This is a genomic window from Bacillus niameyensis, assembly GCF_001375535.1.
Taxonomy (GTDB): Bacteria; Bacillota; Bacilli; order Bacillales; family Bacillaceae_C; genus Lederbergia; species Lederbergia niameyensis.
In genome coordinates, this window is the sequence record NZ_LN831197.1 from 3,548,292 (window position 1) to 3,569,500 (window position 21,209).

Annotated in this window: 23 protein-coding genes; 9 read left to right on the forward strand and 14 right to left on the reverse strand. The window is 38.1% G+C overall.

The features are described from left to right. On the reverse strand, window positions 1-451 hold a 451-nt coding region (locus tag BN1243_RS16535; protein ID WP_069201796.1), incomplete at its 3' end, for a sigma-70 family RNA polymerase sigma factor. A gap of 78 nt (window positions 452-529) precedes the next feature. On the opposite strand from BN1243_RS16535, the gene BN1243_RS22720 reads away from it, so the two are divergent. Further along, window positions 530-676 (forward strand): hypothetical protein, encoded by a 147-nt coding sequence (locus BN1243_RS22720; protein WP_230200228.1) that lies wholly within the window; start codon window positions 530-532, stop codon window positions 674-676. A gap of 1,149 nt (window positions 677-1,825) precedes the next feature. Next, on the forward strand, window positions 1,826-2,077 hold the full coding sequence (locus BN1243_RS16540) for a hypothetical protein (RefSeq protein ID WP_154669880.1): 252 nt from the start codon (window positions 1,826-1,828) through the stop codon (window positions 2,075-2,077). A 157-nt stretch (window positions 2,078-2,234) separates the two neighbouring features. Here the strand turns inward: BN1243_RS16540 and BN1243_RS16545 are convergent, their stop codons facing one another. The 5 genes from BN1243_RS16545 to BN1243_RS16565 form a co-directional block, all read right to left on the reverse strand. After that, window positions 2,235-2,384, reverse strand: coding sequence for a YvrJ family protein (locus tag BN1243_RS16545; RefSeq protein WP_062110704.1), 150 nt, complete (start codon window positions 2,382-2,384; stop codon window positions 2,235-2,237). 64 nt (window positions 2,385-2,448) lie between these two features. Beyond that, the gene (locus BN1243_RS16550) at window positions 2,449-2,673 is read right to left on the reverse strand and encodes a DUF2922 domain-containing protein (protein ID WP_062108658.1); all 225 of its coding nucleotides are present in this window, start codon (window positions 2,671-2,673) and stop codon (window positions 2,449-2,451) included. Window positions 2,674-2,706: 33 nt separating this feature from the next. Beyond that, window positions 2,707-2,922: a DUF1659 domain-containing protein gene (locus BN1243_RS16555; protein WP_062108659.1), complete on the reverse strand. Its 216-nt coding sequence runs from the start codon at window positions 2,920-2,922 to the stop codon at window positions 2,707-2,709. Window positions 2,923-3,536: 614 nt separating this feature from the next. Then, window positions 3,537-4,283 carry a hypothetical protein gene (locus BN1243_RS16560; protein WP_062108661.1) on the reverse strand — a complete coding sequence of 249 codons (747 nt, stop codon included), beginning with the start codon at window positions 4,281-4,283 and terminating at the stop codon, window positions 3,537-3,539. Between the two features lie 33 nt (window positions 4,284-4,316). After that, on the reverse strand, window positions 4,317-5,558 hold the full coding sequence (locus BN1243_RS16565; protein WP_195892122.1) for an ABC transporter substrate-binding protein: 1,242 nt from the start codon (window positions 5,556-5,558) through the stop codon (window positions 4,317-4,319). Between the two features lie 410 nt (window positions 5,559-5,968). Here BN1243_RS16565 and BN1243_RS22380 point away from each other — a divergent pair, with 410 nt between their 5' ends. Beyond that, on the forward strand, window positions 5,969-6,115 hold the full coding sequence (locus tag BN1243_RS22380; protein ID WP_195892123.1) for a hypothetical protein: 147 nt from the start codon (window positions 5,969-5,971) through the stop codon (window positions 6,113-6,115). 222 nt (window positions 6,116-6,337) lie between these two features. Here BN1243_RS22380 and BN1243_RS16570 read toward each other — a convergent pair whose 3' ends face one another. Together BN1243_RS16570 and BN1243_RS21420 are read right to left on the reverse strand one after the other, a co-directional pair. Then, window positions 6,338-6,574, reverse strand: coding sequence for a helix-turn-helix domain-containing protein (locus BN1243_RS16570; protein WP_062108664.1), 237 nt, complete (start codon window positions 6,572-6,574; stop codon window positions 6,338-6,340). Between the two features lie 379 nt (window positions 6,575-6,953). Then, entirely contained in the window at window positions 6,954-8,762 is a 1,809-nt protein-coding gene (locus tag BN1243_RS21420) for a glycoside hydrolase family 76 protein (protein WP_069201797.1), read from the reverse strand. Between the two features lie 643 nt (window positions 8,763-9,405). Here BN1243_RS21420 and BN1243_RS22730 point away from each other — a divergent pair. Then, a complete protein-coding gene (locus BN1243_RS22730; RefSeq protein ID WP_230200229.1) occupies window positions 9,406-9,570 on the forward strand; it encodes a hypothetical protein in 165 nt (54 codons plus the stop codon). 83 nt (window positions 9,571-9,653) lie between these two features. Here BN1243_RS22730 and BN1243_RS16590 read toward each other — a convergent pair whose 3' ends face one another. The 3 genes from BN1243_RS16590 to BN1243_RS16600 form a co-directional block, all read right to left on the reverse strand. After that, window positions 9,654-12,380, reverse strand: coding sequence for an MBL fold metallo-hydrolase (locus tag BN1243_RS16590; RefSeq protein WP_062108669.1), 2,727 nt, complete (start codon window positions 12,378-12,380; stop codon window positions 9,654-9,656). 461 nt (window positions 12,381-12,841) lie between these two features. Then, entirely contained in the window at window positions 12,842-13,558 is a 717-nt protein-coding gene (locus BN1243_RS16595; RefSeq protein ID WP_062108671.1) for a hypothetical protein, read from the reverse strand. A 198-nt stretch (window positions 13,559-13,756) separates the two neighbouring features. Next, the gene (locus BN1243_RS16600; RefSeq protein WP_062108672.1) at window positions 13,757-14,614 is read right to left on the reverse strand and encodes a LysR family transcriptional regulator; all 858 of its coding nucleotides are present in this window, start codon (window positions 14,612-14,614) and stop codon (window positions 13,757-13,759) included. 141 nt (window positions 14,615-14,755) lie between these two features. Here BN1243_RS16600 and BN1243_RS16605 point away from each other — a divergent pair, with 141 nt between their 5' ends. Continuing rightward, on the forward strand, window positions 14,756-15,700 hold the full coding sequence (locus BN1243_RS16605; protein WP_062110708.1) for a DMT family transporter: 945 nt from the start codon (window positions 14,756-14,758) through the stop codon (window positions 15,698-15,700). Window positions 15,701-15,765: 65 nt separating this feature from the next. Here BN1243_RS16605 and BN1243_RS16610 read toward each other — a convergent pair whose 3' ends face one another. From BN1243_RS16610 to BN1243_RS16620, 3 genes are all read right to left on the reverse strand, one after another. After that, window positions 15,766-16,380: a uridine kinase family protein gene (locus tag BN1243_RS16610; protein WP_062108675.1), complete on the reverse strand. Its 615-nt coding sequence runs from the start codon at window positions 16,378-16,380 to the stop codon at window positions 15,766-15,768. A gap of 315 nt (window positions 16,381-16,695) precedes the next feature. Then, window positions 16,696-17,541, reverse strand: coding sequence for a hypothetical protein (locus tag BN1243_RS16615; RefSeq protein ID WP_230200230.1), 846 nt, complete (start codon window positions 17,539-17,541; stop codon window positions 16,696-16,698). A gap of 66 nt (window positions 17,542-17,607) precedes the next feature. Continuing rightward, complete coding sequence (locus BN1243_RS16620) at window positions 17,608-17,808, reverse strand: CPBP family glutamic-type intramembrane protease (RefSeq protein ID WP_062108677.1); 201 nt, start codon at window positions 17,806-17,808, stop codon at window positions 17,608-17,610. Between the two features lie 746 nt (window positions 17,809-18,554). Here BN1243_RS16620 and BN1243_RS16630 point away from each other — a divergent pair. The 4 genes from BN1243_RS16630 to BN1243_RS16645 all read left to right on the forward strand — a co-directional run. Further along, the gene (locus BN1243_RS16630; protein ID WP_230200231.1) at window positions 18,555-19,685 is read left to right on the forward strand and encodes an AAA family ATPase; all 1,131 of its coding nucleotides are present in this window, start codon (window positions 18,555-18,557) and stop codon (window positions 19,683-19,685) included. After that, window positions 19,663-20,436, forward strand: a complete 774-nt coding sequence (locus tag BN1243_RS16635) for a hypothetical protein (RefSeq protein WP_062108684.1) — start codon at window positions 19,663-19,665, stop codon at window positions 20,434-20,436. Before BN1243_RS16630 ends, BN1243_RS16635 begins: the two co-directional genes overlap by 23 nt. A 320-nt stretch (window positions 20,437-20,756) precedes the next feature. Continuing rightward, complete coding sequence (locus tag BN1243_RS16640) at window positions 20,757-20,954, forward strand: hypothetical protein (RefSeq protein ID WP_062108686.1); 198 nt, start codon at window positions 20,757-20,759, stop codon at window positions 20,952-20,954. Between the two features lie 75 nt (window positions 20,955-21,029). Further along, window positions 21,030-21,209: transposase (locus BN1243_RS16645; RefSeq protein WP_154669962.1), on the forward strand; the 180-nt coding region annotated here is incomplete at its 3' end.

Consider the following 21,209-nt stretch of genomic DNA (forward strand, 5'->3'; position numbering starts at 1 on the left):
CCTCTGCCCGCCACTTCTTCACGGTTGATTCAGAAACCTGTTCAATCGAAGCGATCTCTTTTACCGTTAGTCCCTTTAGAAATGTATAGAGAACCCATTTTGTTTGGCCATCTGTTAGGTTCGCTGCCTGACAGTAGGAAAGAAGAATATCCTCTTCCATGAAGAAGGGGGCATATCCAGCCTCCAAGTATTCCAATTGATCTTGGGCAGGCATTTCTCTTTCCGCGTGCCTGTTCGTCCTCGACATCTCCGTCATCATTTTCCCTTTAATATAGGTGTAAGCGTAATTGGTGAAGCTCCCTTTTTCCGAATCAAACCGCTCATAAGCCTCCCATAACCCAATCAGTCCCACTTGAAAAAACTCATCCTTGTTTGTAAAAATATTCAAAGACGAAATGATTTTGTAAATCATCGGAGTATATTGACTTGAAACATGCTCAAAGCTTTCCATCCAGATTCCCTTCAGAAAGCGCGCTTTACATGTATTCCCGGGTAACTCCACCATAATAGAAAGCTATTTTCCGAGCGAATGACTGAAAGGGAATTTATTGGATGGAACCGATGCAAAAAGGCGAAAGAAGCGGGCAAATTGGAATTTTGGATAGAGAAAATGGAATTTGAAGCGGATTTTATAGAAGTGGTGAAATTCTGGCGGGGGATTCAATTGAAAAATTAACGGGAGAAGTCGCAAAATTCCGGCGGGAAGTCGAAAGATTAATAGGGGAAGTCGGGAGATTCCGGCGGGAAGTTGAAAAATTAACAGGGGAAGTCGCGAAATACCGGCGGGAAGTTGAAAAATGAACAGGGGAAGTCGCGAAATTCCGGTGGGAAGTTGAAAGATTAACGGGAGAAGTCGCGAAATTCTGGTGAGAAGTCGAAAGATTAACAGGGGAAGTCGCGAAATTCCGGCGGGAAGTCGAAAGATTAACGGGAGAAGTCGCGAAATTGCGGTGAGAAGTTGAAAAATTAACGGGAGAAGTCGCGAAATTCTGGTGGGAAGTTGAAAGATTAACGGGAGAAGTCGCGAAATTCTGGTGAGAAGTCGAAAGATTAACAGGGGAAGTCGCGAAATTCCGGTGAGAAGTTGAAAAATTAATAGGGAAGTCGGGAGATTATTAAGAAAGGTTAATCCATATTTCTGGGGGGGGAGTTTACATTTCCCTTTAGCACTTTCTTACGAGGACGATCCCCACGACAATTAGAATATATGAATACATTTTGTGCGATGGAATGCAGTTCCAATATGTTTCCGTAGGGCAAAAAACACCTTAAGCCCAATTGGAACCCATCATCTTGTATAGTTGATGCACTAAGGGTTACGGGCATAAATGCGTGAGTAAAAAGTAATTGTTACATAATTGTGAGCACTTTGGGAAATTGTAAAAGATAAATTAGAATCAACAGTTTTCCACAAATAAGATTAAACAGTTACCATTATTGAATTTAAGTATCTAGAGTGAATAGATCTTTGGGTTACATCGAGCTACACCGTCTGTATAAGAAGAGTTTCTCAAAGAGTGCTATTTCGGAATGGTATGAATTTATTCGAAAACAGGGTAGCTGTTCTGGCGACTTGGCATCTTATATGTAGATGGATCCCGATATTCGGGGTACTTAAATGTATTTTAAACAAAAAGCCAAATGAATTATCAGGGTATTCGTGATATAATTCAGTAAATAGATAGTTAGATTGGAGTCAATACGATTGTATATTAACTATGACGCTAATCTACCTTTATATCATGGAACTATAGATTTGTACTCTGATAGCATTAAAACACATGGGGTGAGAATTTTTCCAAGAAAAAAAGGTGGAGGTGATAAAATGTTAAATACAAATAATATAACCAAACTTCGTAATGAAATTAACTTAATGGTTCATCATATTTCAAATGAACTAATAAGTGAGTTTGGTAAAAGTGAAGCCGAGGCAATGAAATTGATTAAAGATTCTAATGTTGAGGAGTCATTAATCAAGGATAAACAGGGGTTTCATGAATCTCCGTATACTTGGGCAATTAGTATATTAACTGACCAGAACGATTATGAAACATTAGAAAAACATTTTTATCATTAGGAAAGGAAGAACAACAAGAAAATGGTTGTTATTCCTTTCCTTTTTTGTGCGGAACTTTAGGGCCTGACCTCCAGCTGTGCGTCTCTGGGACAAAATCAAAAAAACATAAAAGCAGCCCACGACCTATGCGTGGGCTACATTTCTTCTCCATTTTCTCTCAATCTTTTAAATTCTGCATTTGCTTTGGCAGGTTTTGGAGTGATTGAATGACGGCATCCAGTTTCGTTTCGACCCGGTGGAGTAGGTAAAAAGCTACAATCGCCGGGAAACCAATCTCACTGATTAACGGGAGAATTTGTTCTAACAATTTTTCCACTTCCTTTCCTATATAAATGGGAGGCTCACCCAAACGGTTGAGTGAGCCTCTTTTCTTACGCCATTTCAATTTCAATTGGTGTTACGTTTCGCTCGATAATTCTTGCAGATCTTGCCTCAGTCAAGGCGTTTCCGTCAGTATCAAGGAACACATTAGCCGCAATAATGCTGTCCATAGCCGCTTTCACTTGAGCTGGGTCAATAGGTTCTACGGGTTGATCAATCGTAATCCGGACTGTTTTCTCCATTTCCGAAAGAAAACTCAATTCCAACGTTTTCATGTTCTCACCTCACTTTCTAAATGAATCTGTTTATTACCCGATCTGGTAGGTATTGTTCTTTTCCACAGCCCACAGTGGCTGCTCCGATAAAGAACCGATCGCTTCTGCTGCCTCGTAAAGCTCGTCAGCCGAAGCTTGTTGGCGGATTCGATTAAAAGTCTTGGATTTATAGACAGGTTTGTCATTCTCGTCCAATCCATAATCGAATACCAATTTCAAACTTGATGTCTTCAAGTACTCTTGCGCCATGTCCCTCACCCCCTTCACCTTCTATATAGAGATGAGTTGGGGAAAAGGACACCTTATTTTTAATATTTTTCTGAAAGGTTATTAAACGCAGGAGAATAAGAGATCGAAGCCTATTTCCTTATTATGCTAGGGAATATAGGAAGGTGGGGGTCGATATTAGATTCAAGAGAAAATAGAGTAAAAGCTTGGGGAAACCGGGTCAATTATTATTGAAAGTTGAAAAATTGCGGTCAAAAGTCGAAAAATTATTAGGAAAGTCAAAAAATCGAGGTCGAATGTTGAAAAATTATCATCGAAAATCGATAAATTACGAACGAAAGTAAAAAATTATCATTGAAAGTCGAAAAAATATGGCTGGGGTTGGAAAAATATGGTGGAAATCGAAAGGTTGTGGTACTCGCTGATGGTCGTAATCAGCTTTGCCAACCTTTCTATCAATATGGAAATGGCAAATCCTGCTTTAACTATCTACAAAAGTTGGGTATTCGGATTATAGTGTGGAAAATCCATTTTAAGAGCCAAATAGAAAAAACTTCCCATTAGTTTTTTACTAATAAGAAGCAAAGATATGGATATGTAATAATTAAGACTCGTAAACTTTAGGCTTCATACAGCTAGTTGACCTTCTTGATCACTTCTTCAGATGCACCTTGTAATTGCTGATATTTTTCCATCCTTTCAATTGCTTCATTCCGCATATTGGACAAAGATTGTAATCTGTTCATATCCATCTGTTGATTTTGGGATTGAACATTGATTTCAGAGTCAACAGCTCTTGCAACTCCCCCGGCTATTGAAATACTTTGTTGGATGATTGCTTCAGTGAATCGGCTATTTGCTGCATTTCGTATTTCTTCTGCTTTTGCTTGCAGATCCGCTATTGATTTATTTAATTCTTGTTGGCGTGATTCTCGAGCCGCATTCCGCATTTCTGTAGCTAAATTTTGGAATAGGAGCATTATTTCTTGAGGGTCTTTACTATTTCGTATTGCTTCCTCTGTTATTTTTGTAGCTTGCAATAATTCATTTAATTCTTGTAAATGTTGGTCTCCATCCTTCACTAAGTCACTCTGTTTTTTAAATTGACTATCTAGTAACCGAAGTTGGTTCTCCTGAACCAGTATGATCGCAGCTTTTAAGTCCTCTCCTTTTGAATCAGCAGGAACAACTCTATTAACACTAGCCAACATTTGCTGCTGTGATTGGGTATCCATATTTTCGTAAGCTTCAAGTGCTTCCTTCATTTCTGTTTCATAAGTATCTTCTTCAACCGCATAACTTTTTTCGTTACCTACTCCAGAAAAGACTGTCAAAACTATACAAACACAGCCTACTCCTATATTGCGAATCCACATGTTCATCTTCTTCATCACCTTTCACCATTATTTTAAGAATTAATTGGGAGAAATGTATCCTGGCAAACCTGGATTCCTTAAATATTTTGCGGTTTGAATCCAATTGTTTGATCCATCATTACCTTCCTGAACTTCCCATATATCATAATGATAGTATTTGCGATCTCCTTTTTCGTTTAGATGTGTCCAGCCTGTCACACCTGCATAAGTTGCTGACCCTTCTATCATATGATTCAGCAATTCTTCCCTGTCAAACGGATCTTTAAGTTGATTCATCACAGAAGCTAACATACCTGGAATATCATAAGCAAACAGTGCATCTGGAAGAAAGACTCCTTCTGTACCAGTTTCCAATTCAGATTGAATCGTGTTAAACAAGGTTGAATCAGGAATTCCAAATGTCACTCCTGTCAAGTTTACTTGTGATGCCTTTTCTGCAATTTCTTTATCTTCTAAAATGACGGGACTGAGCGTAACAGTATCCGTTCCGAACCAACGGATCCCCTCTAGACTATCTTCATTATCACTAGTTCCGAGCATATCGGCTATTTCATCAAATGCAACAAGAACAACTGCAACCCGTTCCTTTTCCATTTCCAAACTCTTCACTGCATCTGCAATTCTTTTGGAAATAAGTTCCCAATCTGTTTCCTTTGGTTGATATGTTACGGGCTCTGTAACCGTTCCATGAAGTGATTCAAATTCTTCCGTAAAATGTTTAGTTAATTCACTACCATAAATATCATTTCGGTAAACGGGGACAATCCCATAAATTCCTTCATATTCCAATAAATCTGCTAATGCTTTGGCTTGTTCAGTATCATCAGGAACCATCCGAAAGACACTATCCCCCTCAATTCTAAGTGCAGGCGAAGTGCTACTATAACTGATAACGATAGCACCTTTTTTAGACGCCCAAGGTTGTATACTTTCTACTTCTGCACTTGAACCAACAATAAAGATTTCATGCCCTTCTTTCCATAGTTTCTTTGCTTTTGAAAGAGCAACTTCTGGATCACTCTGACTATCCTCAACTGTAATTTCGAATTGCCGATCCAATCCTTCTTCTTCCCAATTTTTATTGGTATCTTCCACACCCATCTCAATTGCTAATTTTCGAATTTCCCCTTTTGATCCTAACTCACCACTCAACGGTAATAAGGCCGCCAATTTGATAATATTTGTATCCTTTTGAGTCTCCTGAACAGAACAACCACTGACAAAGACTAGAAAAGATAGAGAAAGAACCCAAACTAAGACAACATAAAACTTTCCCTTCATCAGTCGATAATCACCCTTTCTCACAAACAAAAAAATCCACATTTCCCCCATCCCGATAATCTTTTTGTATTGTTTATTGAATAGGTTAAAAAAATATAGTCTAGCTAATTACATTCGATAACAGCAAAACCACATGAATGACATAACTATCTAATATTATTATAAACAATCAGAATAGTAAATTAGAAATATGAATAAAGTATCATGTTCATAGCTTATAGGTATAACTTAATAAGAACTTTTTGCTTTACTATAATTCATGCTGATGGATATTTAGTATTTAGGAATATACGTTTGCTTTTTCGGTAGTTTAAAGAATATTATGGTAATATTAAGCTAGCAACTGAATATTGTGAGGGTGGTTGGTTGTCACTCTTCTTTCGCTTTTTTCTAGGGAAGGAGGTGAAACCATGGAAACATTTCTTGAATTTCTACGTGAAGTTCTGAAAGGGATTGTCCGTGCATTAAGTGCTCATTTCTTTCAGAGAAACATACTAGAACACAAGAAAACCACCCAACGCCGTCGCAAGCTAAAGGGTGGCTTTCGTAAAAAATAACTCTTTTTTAGACAACCACCACTCTGACGGTAGCAGTTGGGGAGAGAAGTGTTAGCGCACTTCTCTTTTTTTAGAATATGTCCATTATACATATAACTATTCATAATTAAAAGGGAAGGTGCACGGTACTTGCGACTTCGCATTGTCCTTGTGAAACTTTTTTACGATAAAGTCAGCATAGATGCAATTTAGAGGATGCTTTTACAAGTTTACGCCCGCTTTTCACATCTCTTTGTCAGAAAAGACATCCTTCTCTATTTCCCTTATGAACTCAGATGGAAGCATTTTAAAAGCCTCAGCTAGGGCAACGATGGTAGGGAAGAGTGGCTCTTGTTGATTCCTTTCTAATTTATTAATAGTTTTTTCATCAAGCTCACTTCGCAAGGCAAGTTCTACTTGAGAAAGTTGTTCACTTATCCTTAATCTTTTAATAGTGGGGCCTATTTTCCACTGATCCACATGCATTTCTCCTTTTTAAGACTATTAGATACTAATAAGAATGTTTAGAAAACGGCATATAATACCCAAAAGTTGGTTAGAGGAAATGCCTTTGAGGCATAAGGTAACTACCTCTACTATTGACTCCGTTTGTTCGTGGGGTTGTTAGAAAAAGGATTAGAACCTTTTTCTAATAATAAACCATTGTACCTTCTTTAGCATTAAAGAACTCTTTGTTTGCGTCCTTATTAGAAACAGTTCGTATTGGGGCTACTTCATCGACTTTTTTTATGTCCCCTTCTTCATGATAGTCAAGAATTGAAACCAAAAGAAATTGATCTGGGAACAGTTCTTTACTACAAGAAAACCACCCGAAGCAGAGACCTAACATGAACATGAATCAATTGACTTTGTGTATTAATCCTTGTATCTCTATATAAGCCGAATCCTCAATTTCACCTTTGCTTTTACCTTTTTGCAAATGGTCTTCAAAATCTTGTAAGTGTTTTATAGCTTGTTTAATATGCCCTTTATCGTAATGATGTTGCACTTGTCTAATACGATTACTGAGTTTTTTTGCTAGTGATTTTTCCAAATGAACATCTTTTTCATACTGATCAATCCGTAATGATAGAGTTTTCGAGACATTCTCAAAGATGATTGGCTCAAGTTCTGCTGCTTTCTCTAACAACATGACTCCGCTTAGCTGCTGACTTAGGTCAACGGGTGTATGGATCGCACCTTCCCATGAGGAGCCAAATAGGATTTCTGATTGATCTTTCGTTTGATTCCAAGCGCTTTTTGCATTTTTTACTACCCATTCCGCTAATTCTAAATGAGATTCATCTGTCTTGACTAGTTCGGTTACATAACGAATGAGTATACCTTTGAATAATCCACCATCACCGGCACCACCCTCATAGATAATCCCGTTATGATTGGAGAATTCATTCATTGTCGTTTTTGCAGTTTGATCAGCAGCATCGAGATATTGTTTCTCGCCGGTTATTTCAAAAAGCTCAACAGAGGCCCCGATATACACACCTTGGTTGTACGTAAAAGCCCAATTTTTATCGATTTGGCCATTACCGGTTCGATTTATACCATCCCAGACAAAACCATTTGTTGGATCAACTAATGTATCGCGTTGCCAATTGTATATTTTCTTCGCCCATGCTAAGTCTTCTTCTTTACCGTATTGATCGTATAGGCGAGCGGCAAGTATAACGGCGGGTGCGTTTGAAGGCGTATTTTTGTAATCAAGCTGGGATTTATTCCAGGCAATCCCACCGCCAGATCCATCATTCCAACCATTCTTAATATCATTCCATAATGTGAGGACAGCTTGTTCATATTTCGGATTACCGGTATGGATATGGAGACGTTGCAAAGCTAGTGCCATCCACAGCATATCGTCATAAAAGTGATTGCGGATATCGCCGCCGTTTCTTGTTTTGATTCCTTCATATAAGGAGCCTGCTTGGGCAAGGTAATCTTGATCACCGGATCGTTCATAACCATCAATCAATACATCAATCCCATGAGCTAGCCACCAGTAATGGAACTGGTTATTGTTTCGATCATTGGGATATTGATTGTTAAAAAGGTTAGTATCTTTGTTCCAAAAATTTTTATGAAGCGAATCTTGCGCCAGCTCAGCCTCTTCATTCAAGCCCCATTCAACTTCGTCCATTGGGCTCGGCTCTTGGACGATTAAGCTATCATAATTTAGCCAGTTCGCACTTCCTTTACTAGAATCATAACCGAGGGTGACTGTATGCTTTCCCGCTGTCAAAAATACATTGTTTACATATGTTGTCTGCCAGTCTCCCCAGCCTCCTGTTCCAGAAAAACGAACTTTATCTATAATCGTCACACCGTTTATGTCTAGATAACGGATGGCAGAACCTGCACCGCCTGAATATTTAAATACAAGCGTATAGTTTCCTTCACTCGGTACATTCACTTCAATATCTACCGCTTGACCGTCACTATTCCATCCGGCAACGTAACCCTTACCATAATAGCCTGATTCAGAACTTTCTGTTCCGACATTATGCAATATTCCTTCAGCTGCATCGTATTCTTCACTCCACAAATTTGCAGCTTCTGTCTTTGGAGAATTAAAAACAGAAACCGGGAGCAGTGTTAGCAGAATGAGTAGTATTCCTGCCACAACAAAACATGTTCGACACTGTTTAATATGCATAATTGCACCCCTTATTTTGTTGGTATAAAACGCTCGCTTTCATCCACTTTGCAATAAAGGCCTGAGTAGTGGGTTAGACCCTAACATACGAGCAATGCGAGGTAATCCATTGCCTTTTGGAAGTCTGAATAGCATTTCGTAACCGCCTTCAAATTGGTCAATCCGAAGTCACATTAGCAACGATAGTATTGTTTTTTTTAAAACTTATTTATTCACCCCCTATAGGCGTTACGATTACAGATAATATATATGATATATCAATAGTGAGTCAATGGTACATTAGTATACTATTTGTATATCAATTAGGGGATTTGGAATCAGCTCTTGCTTATAACCAATTAACGAATGGGGTGGATAAATTGTTTAATAAATTAGGTATAAAAGTGAGCGTTAATTCCAATAACCCCGGGTTTCATATAATGATCTATCGGCTAGTATTACTTACGATAAAATTGAACAAGTATTATCTGAAACTTTCCAAAACCAATTAAAAACAGTACGAAAACCATACTAGAATACAAGAGAACCACAACGCCTTTGAAAGCAAAGGGTGGTTCTCTGTTTTTTCAAAAATGAGCGGCTGGGAGTTCCGAAGTTTCACTCGGTTGATTGATCCTGTTGAGGCAATCATTCGCTAAACCAATTGTTGATCGGGCATTTCCAACAAAAAGATAATATGAAGGAAGTGATGATTCCCGCTTCTTTGGCGAAAAGGAGCATAACATCTGTTTTACCCATGGATGGTCTTGCTGCAATTACCGGCAATTCCCCCTCGGAAGCCATTCGTCATTCGATCAAGCTGTTTTAATCATTTCGGCACGCCTTCGGAAGAATGGAGGCGGTTCTTCCGACTGCACTGTGTATATTAGAAGGTATCTATACTCCTATGATTTAATGTAGCTGGATTTCCAACGTATACCCGGTCATTTGATTTAAATTCTTCCTTATTGCCTCTATTTCCTCCATCGCTGGCATATCTGTGAGCTTTATGGCGACCATTGCTTTATCCATGTGAATGGAAGGGTTTTTCTTAAGTGTCCAATTTGAAGGCAATAATTGCAATGTGTAGTTAATGATTTCATTTTGCTTTGGTGCCTTTGCATAAGTGACAGGCAACCCAATGCGGTAGGAAAGTTCCTCCAGCTCGATTTCATGACGTTTAGCAATCTCAGGGGAAATAAAGTGGATCTCCATGACGGTTGTTCCGCTTATTTGTTTGATGCTCGTCTTATAAATCGTAAGTTCCCGCTCATTCGCCCATTTCTTGGCTTCCTCCATCGCTTGATTATTCTCCAGACGCTTGGATGGTGCCCCTGATTGGAAGATCTCTTTGTCAAAGCTTGCTTGTTGACTAGTTTCATCCTTCCCTTTTAAATGCAAGTCAAATCCTGTCTTTTGCTTAAATTGGGTCATCATTTTCTCGGCATCTTCCATTTCTTCTACAGCAACTATAACTTTACGTTCCTGCAAATGGATGGATGGTGACGGAATCGCATTTCCCAGTAATGCTGTCAGTTCCGCTTGGAGTAAATCTTGGCGAACGGATGTTGAGAATTGTACAGGCCAACCGGTTTCTTCTTTTACCTTTTCCGTAATTTCCCACCGTTCCTCTTCTGATACAGCATCTGGAAAGTCAAAATAAATCGTAATGGTTTCCGCAGCTGTTCCGAGATTATCTGCACCACAACGGATAAAATGGGAATGATCTGTCCATTCTTTTCGGATTACCTCCAATGCTCTGGCTGGATTCACGCGCAGACCCTGGATGGGCAAATCCAATTTAGTTAATCTTTTTTTCACAGTTTCATCCAGATTGTAGGCCATCACACCCGGTTGCACTTGCTTGATGGCTGTTTCCGGTAGACTTTGTAGGGCTAAGGCAGCAGCTAATTGATTTTTGATATCATCTAATTGGAGGATATGGAAAACCTCCTCAAGGGTAAGGGTTTTATTCGGCAAGGTGGCCCAATCGATTTTTATAAGATAGGGGCGGCTAAAAGCCAATACCTTGTCCGCGGCTTCCGACAATTCTTCGAAAGAGCGATTCCACTGACCGATGGTTTCTTTTATTTGCCCCAAACTGATCCTCTTTTGATTCCCCTTAAGTGTCTGACATATAAGGGTGTTCGTTTTCGGTTGAACGTGGAGGCAAAGAGCTAGTTTAAAGGTTCCGCCCGATTCCTTTTGATAGAAAAGCAAACTGCCAATTTTCTCTCTCAGTACACTATTTGTTTTGTTTCGATTGCGTTTTCCGATAACTCCCTTTCCGGACTTCCGCTTTTCAAATGGATACGTTTCCCCATTTTCAACGAGCGTTGGATGGTATTTTGGATCAATGATTGTGGATAACTGATTCCTCGCATCATCATCTCCATGAACGAGCAATGTATAAGTTGGATCTAATGTTTGGACAAATCGATTCATCTCATTGGCATCGGCATGAGCAGAGAGGCCGTATTTTCCAATCCGACATTTGACAGGATATGATCGGCCATTTAGCTCGATACTATCCTCGATTCCATCCGCGATATTTAATAATTTTCTTCCAGGGCTTTCCTCATCTTGATAACCTGTGATGAAGATGGCATTTTTCTCATTCGATACAAGTTTTTCCGCATACCACGAACTGGCTCCGCCAATAAGCATGCCGGATGATGCTACAATGCAGCCGGGCTTTCCGCTTAAAATCGCCTCTCGTTCTTTCGGATGAACAGCTTTACAACGTCCTTCCGTCAAAAACGCATCTCCGTTATTTTTGATTCGATGGGCAACAGGGCCTTTTAAGAAATGGGGATAGTCTTTATAAATTCTACTGATAGGTGTAACGAGTCCATCCACATAGATCGGAAATTCGGAAATCAATCCTTTATCCATATAGTCTTGTAGAATAAGAAGGACTTCTTGCGCCCGTCCTAAAGCAAATGCCGGGATCAGGGCAAATCCGCCATTTGCCACGACTTCTGCTACATGTTTGGCTAAGCGATTTTCCTCCGTATTTCGATCTGTATGGGCTCTGTTTCCGTAGGTAGATTCCATGATCAATACATCAGGTTGAATCTTATGTGGAACTTGTGCGCCTGGAATGGTTCGTCCCGCTTTAAAACTTAAATCGCCCGTAACGAATATCGTTTCTCCGTTTCCTTCAATTAGAAACATGACTGCTCCCAAAATATGTCCAGCACGGAAGCTGGTAATCTTGACATTCCCAATTCGCAACTGCCCATTTGCTGGAAAAAACAGAAGGGATTGTAGCAAATGATTGACCTGCTCCTCTGTATAGGGGGCAAGTGTATTCGTCTCTCTGCATCTTTGTTCCAAAATTTTAAAAGAATCTTTCATCATAATCTTCATTAAATCAATAGTCGGCGGTGTCGCATAGATCGGCACATTCGGATAAAGGGAGTGGATAATCGGCAGTGCACCAATATGATCGGCATGGGCATGGGTTACAAGCACGACTTCCGGATTACCTAATCCCTCTAACATACCTAGTGCTGGCAACGGCTGATCCCCATGCATCCTCATACCGGCATCAATTAACAAGTTTGTTCCCGCAATTTCAATATGTAAACAAGAGGCACCAACTTCATTGCCACCCCCAAGGATACTTACTTTCACTATCGTTCCCCCATTCAAATTGAAAATATTTTGCTTATGGCGAAAACATTCTTATAGTTTCGCTTTTACTATAGCATATAGCCTGACCTCCACCCAGGAATTTTGTGAATTTAAGTAAGAAACGCACGGGGAATTTCACGCTCGCATTCAATTGAAAGATTATTGATTTAAGTCGTGAAATTCTCATGTGAAGTCGAAAGAATAGCGTTTGAAGTCGCAAAAATCCGATGCAAAGTCGAAAGATTATTGTTCGAAGTCGCGAAATTCCGATGTAAATTCGAAAGAATATCGTTCGAATTCCTTTCTGTCATTTCTAGTTCAACCAATGACAGCCAGTGGTTCAAACTGCCCATAATGCGGTGAACACTAAGCAATTTTTAGAAACCTGAAAAACAAATAGGCCTAACTCCTCCATGAGAGGAATTAGGCTATTGGTTGTTAAACAATTGCTCCTGTTAAGCTTAAACTGGCACATCCAATGATAAAAACTCAGACTTTTGGCGCTCATGCTTGTCGAGCATAATCTGTTCTGGCTTGATGCCTTGTTCACGCAGTGCTTCAATGTTTTGCACGAGGAATTCGTCACTGCCGACAATATAGAAAAGTCCATCTTTGTCTGCCGCAAGTTTTTTCACTTCTTCATAGTAGTCTTGGCGGCTATCGACGAACTGGGATGTGAATTTCTTGTCAGGTGCAGATGCAAAAATATTAGTGAATAAGAAGTCTTTTGATGAATCAACGTTCAGCGAATGAATTTGGTTGATATTCTCTGCACTTTCAAAATACTCAAGCACAAGTGGTCTGAAGGTAGCTAGGCCGACACCGGACGACAGCAGGTATACATTTTTGCCTTCTCTTTTTAGTGGTACGTTCGAATGAGTTTTAAAGAGCGCCACTTCATGGCCGACTTCTAGATTTCTTAAAACCTCTTTAAATTCAGAGCATTGCTCTTTGATGCGTGTTGTGATGCCAATTGAATTTTCATGCGGTAATGTCGAGATTGACATATGGCGAATGAGCCCGCGATTTGGTTTCTCCCCAGCATTAAAGCCTTTCAGTGCGAAGTGGGTGTGAGCACCTTCCTCCCATGTAAAGCCTTCCGGACAGTCGAGCATATATGTTTTAATCTCAGGCGTTTCTTCAATAATTTTATTTATTTTCGTCCAATATATTTGCATGATTCATTCTCCTTATTCCATATTTTCTTCGTTACTATCTAATATACACTAAGTGATAACAATTCTCAATTAAAACGGTTCATTATTTCAGATAATTTATACGAATTAAGTTTTCTAGCAATTTAGATGCCCAAATAAGCACAACCCCGTACTGAATTGAGAACGGGGTTAAAAAAATTTGGGTGGTAAGTAATTCGATTAAACTTGTCTATTCGTCTCTAATGTTTCGATAAACTTTTCGATTGTTGCTGTTAAGTAAGCGTCAGTTCTTCTTATAAAGACAATTTTAAACTTACTATATTCGTCTGGAAGTGGATGACATTGTATGAGTCCACTTTGTACCATATGGCTAACTGATGACTCAGGAACAAATGTAACGCCAAGTCCCATGGCAACACTCTGCAAGATTGTTTCAAGTGTACCGAATTCCATCATTTTTTTAGGTGTGATGTTTAGGTCTTTATACCAAGCTTCAAGACGCGCTCGGTAGGCGCAGCCTTTACTGAAGCATAAGAACGGTTCCTCTTTTAAGTCTTCCAGTGTGGAAGAGCGCCTATTTGAAATTAAAACAAGCCTCTCTTGAAACACCTCATGTGCTAGGAGATTGGGATGAAAGTCTGATTCAGTAACGAATGCTCCATCCAATTTATGATTTAATACTTTTTCCACTAGTGTTTCTGTGACACCAGTACATAGCGATAGATCGACATTTTGATATTTTTTAATATAGGTCGATAATATTTTTGGTAAATGAATGACGGTTTCAACTGTTCCAATTTCTAATTTTCCAGACGGTTCTTCTTTACTTTGAAGGTCCTTTTTCATTTGATCTGTTAACAATAATATTTTTTTACTGTAAGTTAATAGTTTTTTTCCTTCAGGTGTCAAAGTCATACCACGGCGGTGTCGGTTAAACAAAGCGGTATTCAGTTCCGTTTCGAGCTTCTGAATTCTCGATGTAATATTCGATTGTACATAATTAAACTCTCTTGCCGCTTCTGTGATTGTTCCTTTTTCCGCCACAATCTGAAAGATCTCTAAGTCCTTTAACTCCATTTTTCGCACCCTTTATTCTTTGGTATTCGTTCCGATGATATCATTAAAAATGATGGAAATCATCATTATTGTTCATTTTACAAGATGCTTAAATTGTTTGATGATGAATGTGCCCGCTTTAATGAAGGAGGAATTGGAAAATTGAGAAATAGTGTATTATTAGGAGCTATTTTATGTTTAATTGCTGCTGTTTCATGGGGTGCAATGTTTCCTGTAGCACATGAGGCATTCAAACACATTGATCCCTTCTATTTTACAATTATTCGTTATGGAGCTGTGACGATTATTTTAGTAGCGATACTATTATGGAAAGAGGGGAGTCAGGCTTTTCGATTTGAAGGAAAAGGCCTTCACTTATGGTTTTTCGGTACAATGGCGTTCACAGTCTATAATCTATTAATCTTTTGGGGAGAAGATTTATTAGGTGAACCCGGAGTGATGGTGGCGTCCATTATGGAATCCCTGATGCCGATGATTTCCATTGTGATTGGCTGGATGATCTTTAAAAATAATCCCCATCTATTCACGCTAATATGTGTACTTGTATCGTTTATCGGCGCTCTGTTAGTGATTACAAAAGGGGATATTCAAGCATTTCTTAGTGCAACAGATCATTTTATACCGTCCGTGCTTATTTTAATTGCGGTTATTGGATGGGTCATTTACACGATGGGGAGAAATGAGTTTAGCGGTTGGTCTGCTTTGCGTTATTCAACGTTAAGCTGTTTACTTGGAACGCTCACAGCCATTGTGATTATAGCAGGCGCAACGCTGTTTGGATATATATCTGTTCCATCAGGATCAGCTATCGAAACAGTGACCCCACATTTATTGTTTATGGTTATATTCCCTGGTCTTATCGCTTTGCTTGGTTGGAATGTAGGCGTGAGTTTATTATCGCCATTAAATGCACTTTTGTTTTTTAACTTCGTTCCCGTGACAACACTCTTTATTTCCATTATCCAAGGTAATCATGTAACGGTATTCGATCTTCTAGGTACTGTATTGATCATCCTTTCACTTTTGTCTAATAATTTCTTTCTTAGGATTCAAAGGCAAACAAATTTGCAATCACATTTATCATAACACTTGCAAAACAAGCAAAAAGACGCTTTCCTTACTCAAGGAAAGCGCCCGTTAACGGAATAGTGTTATTCATTCCCAACGACTAAATCAAATGAATCTGGAGTACGTAGAACAGAAAAATAATAGTCCTCTACTGGGTCCCATCGCAAATGCCATTCTCTATCTTCAGATCCCTCTCTAAGATTATGCCTCTTACGCCGAATCTCGGGAGCTACATCCACTAAAACAGTAAGATCAGTCAAATCGGATAACCAATGTGAGCTATATATGCCATCAAGAATGATTACTTTTGAAGGTTCCAACACCACTAGCTCAGATGAAAAACCGTTCATAGTCGAAAAAGAAAAAGGATGGTATTCTGCTTTTTCGCCCGCAAGTAAAGGTAGCAAGGCCTCAGCACGTACTCTTTCCCAGTCAATACATAGACGACACTTCTTTTCAACTGAGTAAGTATCCCATTCATGGTCAGGTATTTCGATAGCAAAGAAAGCATCGCATTGAATAATCGTTGCTCCTATCGTTGCAGCTACCTCAGAAGCCAACGTCGATTTTCCAGAACCACTCCCGCCATCGAAAGACACCACCAAAGGATGATTACGATCTTTTAGGACTTGGTTAATAGCATGTACGATAGATTGTACAGAATCCTTTAAGTTGTATAATGAATGATTGTTTTTCAAATTAGTCCCTCCAAATGAGGACGCATAAATAAGGTCAATAGGAGATATAATTATTCCCATCAAAAAAGACAGACACAAAAAGCGCCCATCCTCTAACTAGGGGTTTTTGAGCCGAAAATGCAGTCCTTGAATGATTATAGATAGTCAAATAAACCCTCTTAAATGAGAGTTGAAAACTTGCCTATTCAATTTCTAATCATTACAAGTGCTTCCACATATCGAATCTTGATCCCCTTCCAATATCTCCAGTATTTTCATCTTAACAGAGGAGGGGGAATTTTACAAAAAATGAATGTTTGGATTTGTAAAATCCGTCTATTGTTGACACGACTCTAATTCTAGCACTTTGTTTTCAATCAGCTGTTTGAGCGCATCTGAACTATCCTTTTGCTGTATTGAGCCATGTCGCGTTTGTTTTTGTGCAATTTCCTCGTATGAAACCTGATTGGTATTGCCCCATTTTTTCCAAGGGACTTTATCATATTTATGATGCTGGTAATATTTCCATGGAATGATGCTGCCAGGCGCATAATTATAGGTGCCCATGTTAACCGGATCATTTACAATCTGACCTGTTTCAGCATGATAGACAACTTCGAAACGACCATTCGATGATATAAATTTTACATTATAATCAGCGTCATATTCGCTCACTTCATATCGGTGATACTTAGCGCTAAATAGCTGCCATTTGCCGCATGCTGCTAATTCAATCATTTCTTCTAATTGTTTTGGTGCCTCTCCATATTGATTCAGTTCGTTGCGAAAGTAATGAAGCTCCTCCGTGATGTAAGGGAGCTGTTTGACATGTTGATCAAATGTTTCAAAAAACAGATCAAATTGCTTATGCCCATTTAAGAGCTCTTGATTTTTCAACAAATCATCCATCATATGCGTTAGAATTGCGTGCGATGCAATTGCTTTCGATGTGTCAAATACATACCATTTTCGATGCTCTGAGCGAATTTGATCATATTGATCCGAGAGTTCGGAAAAGTAAGCCTCTGATAGAAAATCTGCTTCTATACCAAATTGAACAGAAGGGTATATAACGCTTCCTTCAAAACGAAAGTATCCATACAACGACATCGTTATCACGACAAGAAAAATAATCGCAATGGTTGCTGGCTTTGGCATTTTGATTGCTGTCCGAATTTCCAATTTCCTCTTCACCTAATTTCGATTCTTGACTTTTAATAACTTAAATTGTTCTCCAAGCGGATCAAGTTAATTTTCTGCTTTAAAATCGCCTAATTTTGCCACATAGTTTATTAAGAAATGAAAGATGACGAGCGGCAATATTGAACCGATTCCAATATAAAGAATTGAGAATATGACTCCAAATAGGGTTGTTCTTAATACTCCAGTTGTAAAGCCTATAGGGGGTGCCCTTAATTTATCAAAACTTATATATGTATAGTGAGACATTTTACGTAGGGCACCCTATGATCGCATGTCTAGCGTAATTCAGAATATAAAAAGACCATCCGTTTGGACTTTAAAAAAGAATACTTTTTTAAAATTCTACTACAATAAAACGTTATATTGAAGATTTCTGTTGATGGATTCCAATATTAAGGTCAAGCAATTGAACGATCATAGGTGATTCCGCAAGCACAGCTCGCTATTCCTAGCACCTACCTGGAAACAGGCGAAGTTTATTCGCGAAGGATCCGAATGCAAAGCGCGTATTTGACAAGCTTCGCAACATTACTAAAAAGCGCAGTTTTGTCTCTGAGAATGGAGAATGTCTATCGGAGACAAAATCTCCAATTCTAAGCCAGATTTGTCTCTGATCATGTGTATCAGCGACATTATTTATCAAAAAAGCGAAGTTTTGTCTCTGAGGAGGTCTATCGGAGACAAAATCTCCAATTCTAAGCCAAATTTGTCTCTGATCATGTGCATCAGCGACATTATTTATCAAAATGATGCAGCACGGGCCCTGTTGGAAGTTGTTGCCTTAATTGAAAAGAAAGCGGTGCTGAGCCTAAAACTGTCAAAAGTATTTCTAAATAACACTGTTATAGAGGCTGTGAATTTTTCATCTTGGTAATATATTCATCTAGTTGTGTAAAAAAATTACACACATTTATGCGTAAGTGTATATTTTTTACATTTATGTTGTATAATTAATTATAGAGGGAGGGATTTAAATGCTGACAAAATTTAGATTGGATAATTTTACATCATTTAAAATCGACACCACCGTTGAAATAGATAGGACAAATTATAAAATTTTATCGGATAAAAATATTTATGAGGATACCTTAAAAGGGGTTATGTTTGTAGGGGCAAATGCTTCGGGAAAAACAAATATAATTCGTGGTTTGAAGTTTCTCCTTGATATGCTTTTTGCTGAAAAGAATTTAAACTTATCTACTTATCACTGCTTATTTTCGAAAGAAACGTACTTTGTTTTGGAATATGATTTTAATATTAAAGGTCACAGTATTAATTATTTGATTCAATACGATGTAGCGGAAGAAGCTTTTATTGAAAAGTTAAAAATCGATAATAGAGTAGTCCTTAATAGGGTTGGTAGTAGCGCAGAAACAGAAATAACCGAAGCAAAAATCTATAGCGACATTGATAAGAATTCTTTATTATTGCGAGAGATTTATTTCAACACTAAGTTTAGAAATAATAGTGTTTTGAAAGAATGGTTTCTATTTCTGCTTAATTCTGTATATTTGGATGGATATAAAAGGCAAGTCTTTTCTCCAGGAAAGTTTCCTTTAGGACTTAATGAGTATTTGGAAGCGGAAGGAGTGGAATCGATAAATAGTTTTTTTGAGGTCTACAATTTTAACCAAAGAGTAGAATATTCAAATAAAAGTTCAGGCCAGTATACAGCTATTACAGCGAAGGAAAAGGATATCTTTTTTAAACGTGAGGGTGTAGGGGAGCCAATCCCTTATCCTATGGAATCTCTAGGAAACCAAAATTTACTGAACCTCTTACCCTCTTTTTTCCACGTGATAAAAAATGGGGGAATGCTAATCGTTGATGAGTTCAGTAGCGGGTTGCATAATTTCCTTGAAGAATTATTAATAGCTTATTTTATGAAACACTCCAAAAACTCCCAAATCATTTTTGTTTCTCATTCCACGAACTTGCTAACCAATTCATTATTGAGACCAGATCAGCTTTATGCAGTTGATTTTGTTAGTATAGATGGAAGTAAAATTAAAAGGTTTTCTTCTGAAAAGCCTAGAGAGGCTCAAAATTTAGAAAAGATGTATACTAGTGGAGTTTTTGGGGGGATACCGAAGTTTAGCGATGAAAAAAATAACTTTGAATAAAGACAAAAACATTGGGAAAGTTCTTTTTATTGTTGAGGGATTAAAGACTGAATATTATCTACTAAATAAAATTTTTACGGGTATATTTGATTATCAGTTTGAGCGATATGATAGAATGGCAAAGTATAATGCAAAGGATGAAATAACTTCCTCTGTATTTGTTATCAATACAGAGGAGTCCGCATTTAAATTTATTGATGATACTAACGAATACTTGAACAAGGTGTTTGAATTATTAATTGACACATACAATTTCCCTGTGGACCGGGCGGCTATATTTTATATATTTGATAGAGATGCTCATTCGAATACAGATTCTGAGATGATCCGTAACGCTATTAAGAGTTTAAGTAGTTCAAGGGACTCAAATGGTTTTAATAGACAAGGTTTATTAATACTAAGTTACCCCTGTATTGAAAGTTTTACCGTTTCCAACTTTATTTCTGATTCTTACAGGTTAGATTTTGAAACAGGCAGACGATTAAAAAAATTTATACATGCTGAAAATATTAATCAGAGTAAAATTAGTGATGAAACAATTCTACACGCCGTTAAAGAAATGAACTTAGCCTTGAGGAAGATTGATGCTGCTCAAGCTGACTATGATTTTAATCTGGATGAGTTTGCCGACTTAAATCTTAAAGTGTTTAATTATCAAGAGGATTATTTTAATGAACAAAATAAAAATAAATTATTAAGCCTACTTTCAATAGTCTTCTTAGATCTTGGACTTATGGAAGTAGAAGAATAAGGTTTAGGTTTTGATCGCATCTGGCTGCGGAAAAATCCTGCGAATATGGACTCCATTTAGAGTCAAGAGACCACCTTGTATCGTAGCAGGATTATGGATTCTAGTGCAATTTAAATAACTCATACGAACCATGCGTTAAAAGGAGCAGAGAAACAATTTTTTTTCGAAATGGACAAGCTTATAATTCCATGACGGATCATTATATTACGGGTTTAATAGAATATGATGAAGCTTCCGTGTAGAAATGTATATAAGAGAATTCACGTCTTCCGATGAAGCTGCTTATACTAGAGATGAGGACGATAGAGAGGGGAATGAAGATGAATACAATTAACCTTGAACTAAGAAAAGTTGTCATTGACCAAGCGTATAGAAACAGAGCCATCACTCAAAAACATTATGAAGCTTTGAAACGAGAGATACAAGCTGAGGCAGAAAAAATAAGATATCAGGAAACGCTTAGGGAGTTTAAGAACAAGGAACTCATAGAAAGGTACTTAGAAAATTCTCATATGTAAAAGCCCCCAAAATAATGTAATATGAAGTGCACCCCAAAAGTTAGAGTCAAAATCTAACTTTTGGGGTGTTTTATTATGGCTAAATATACAGATGATTTTAAGGTGATGGTGGTGCGTGAATATCTAGAAGGAAAAATAGGATATAAACGACTGGCAGAAAAACATGGCGTGAAGTCGAAGAAACAGGTCATCAATTGGGTCAACGCATACAAGAAATTTGGCATGGAGGGATTATTCCGAAAGAAAAAGATGCAT

Excerpts from the sequence above, each read along its gene's own strand:
- BN1243_RS16560 (WP_062108661.1), bottom strand. The coding sequence starts at position 4,283 with ATGAACATGTGGATTCGCAATATAGGAGTAGGCTGTGTTTGTATAGTT.
- BN1243_RS22720 (WP_230200228.1), top strand. The coding sequence starts at position 530 with ATGACTGAAAGGGAATTTATTGGATGGAACCGATGCAAAAAGGCGAAA.
- BN1243_RS16640 (WP_062108686.1), top strand. The coding sequence starts at position 20,757 with ATGAATACAATTAACCTTGAACTAAGAAAAGTTGTCATTGACCAAGCG.
- BN1243_RS16635 (WP_062108684.1), top strand. The coding sequence starts at position 19,663 with ATGAAAAAAATAACTTTGAATAAAGACAAAAACATTGGGAAAGTTCTT.
- BN1243_RS16555 (WP_062108659.1), bottom strand. The coding sequence starts at position 2,922 with ATGGCGCAAGAGTACTTGAAGACATCAAGTTTGAAATTGGTATTCGAT.
- BN1243_RS16565 (WP_195892122.1), bottom strand. The coding sequence starts at position 5,558 with ATGAAGGGAAAGTTTTATGTTGTCTTAGTTTGGGTTCTTTCTCTATCT.
- BN1243_RS16595 (WP_062108671.1), bottom strand. The coding sequence starts at position 13,558 with ATGCAAATATATTGGACGAAAATAAATAAAATTATTGAAGAAACGCCT.
- BN1243_RS22380 (WP_195892123.1), top strand. The coding sequence starts at position 5,969 with ATGGAAACATTTCTTGAATTTCTACGTGAAGTTCTGAAAGGGATTGTC.
- BN1243_RS16620 (WP_062108677.1), bottom strand. The coding sequence starts at position 17,808 with ATGTCTCACTATACATATATAAGTTTTGATAAATTAAGGGCACCCCCT.
- BN1243_RS16550 (WP_062108658.1), bottom strand. The coding sequence starts at position 2,673 with ATGAAAACGTTGGAATTGAGTTTTCTTTCGGAAATGGAGAAAACAGTC.
- BN1243_RS16540 (WP_154669880.1), top strand. The coding sequence starts at position 1,826 with ATGTTAAATACAAATAATATAACCAAACTTCGTAATGAAATTAACTTA.
- BN1243_RS16600 (WP_062108672.1), bottom strand. The coding sequence starts at position 14,614 with ATGGAGTTAAAGGACTTAGAGATCTTTCAGATTGTGGCGGAAAAAGGA.
- BN1243_RS21420 (WP_069201797.1), bottom strand. The coding sequence starts at position 8,762 with ATGCATATTAAACAGTGTCGAACATGTTTTGTTGTGGCAGGAATACTA.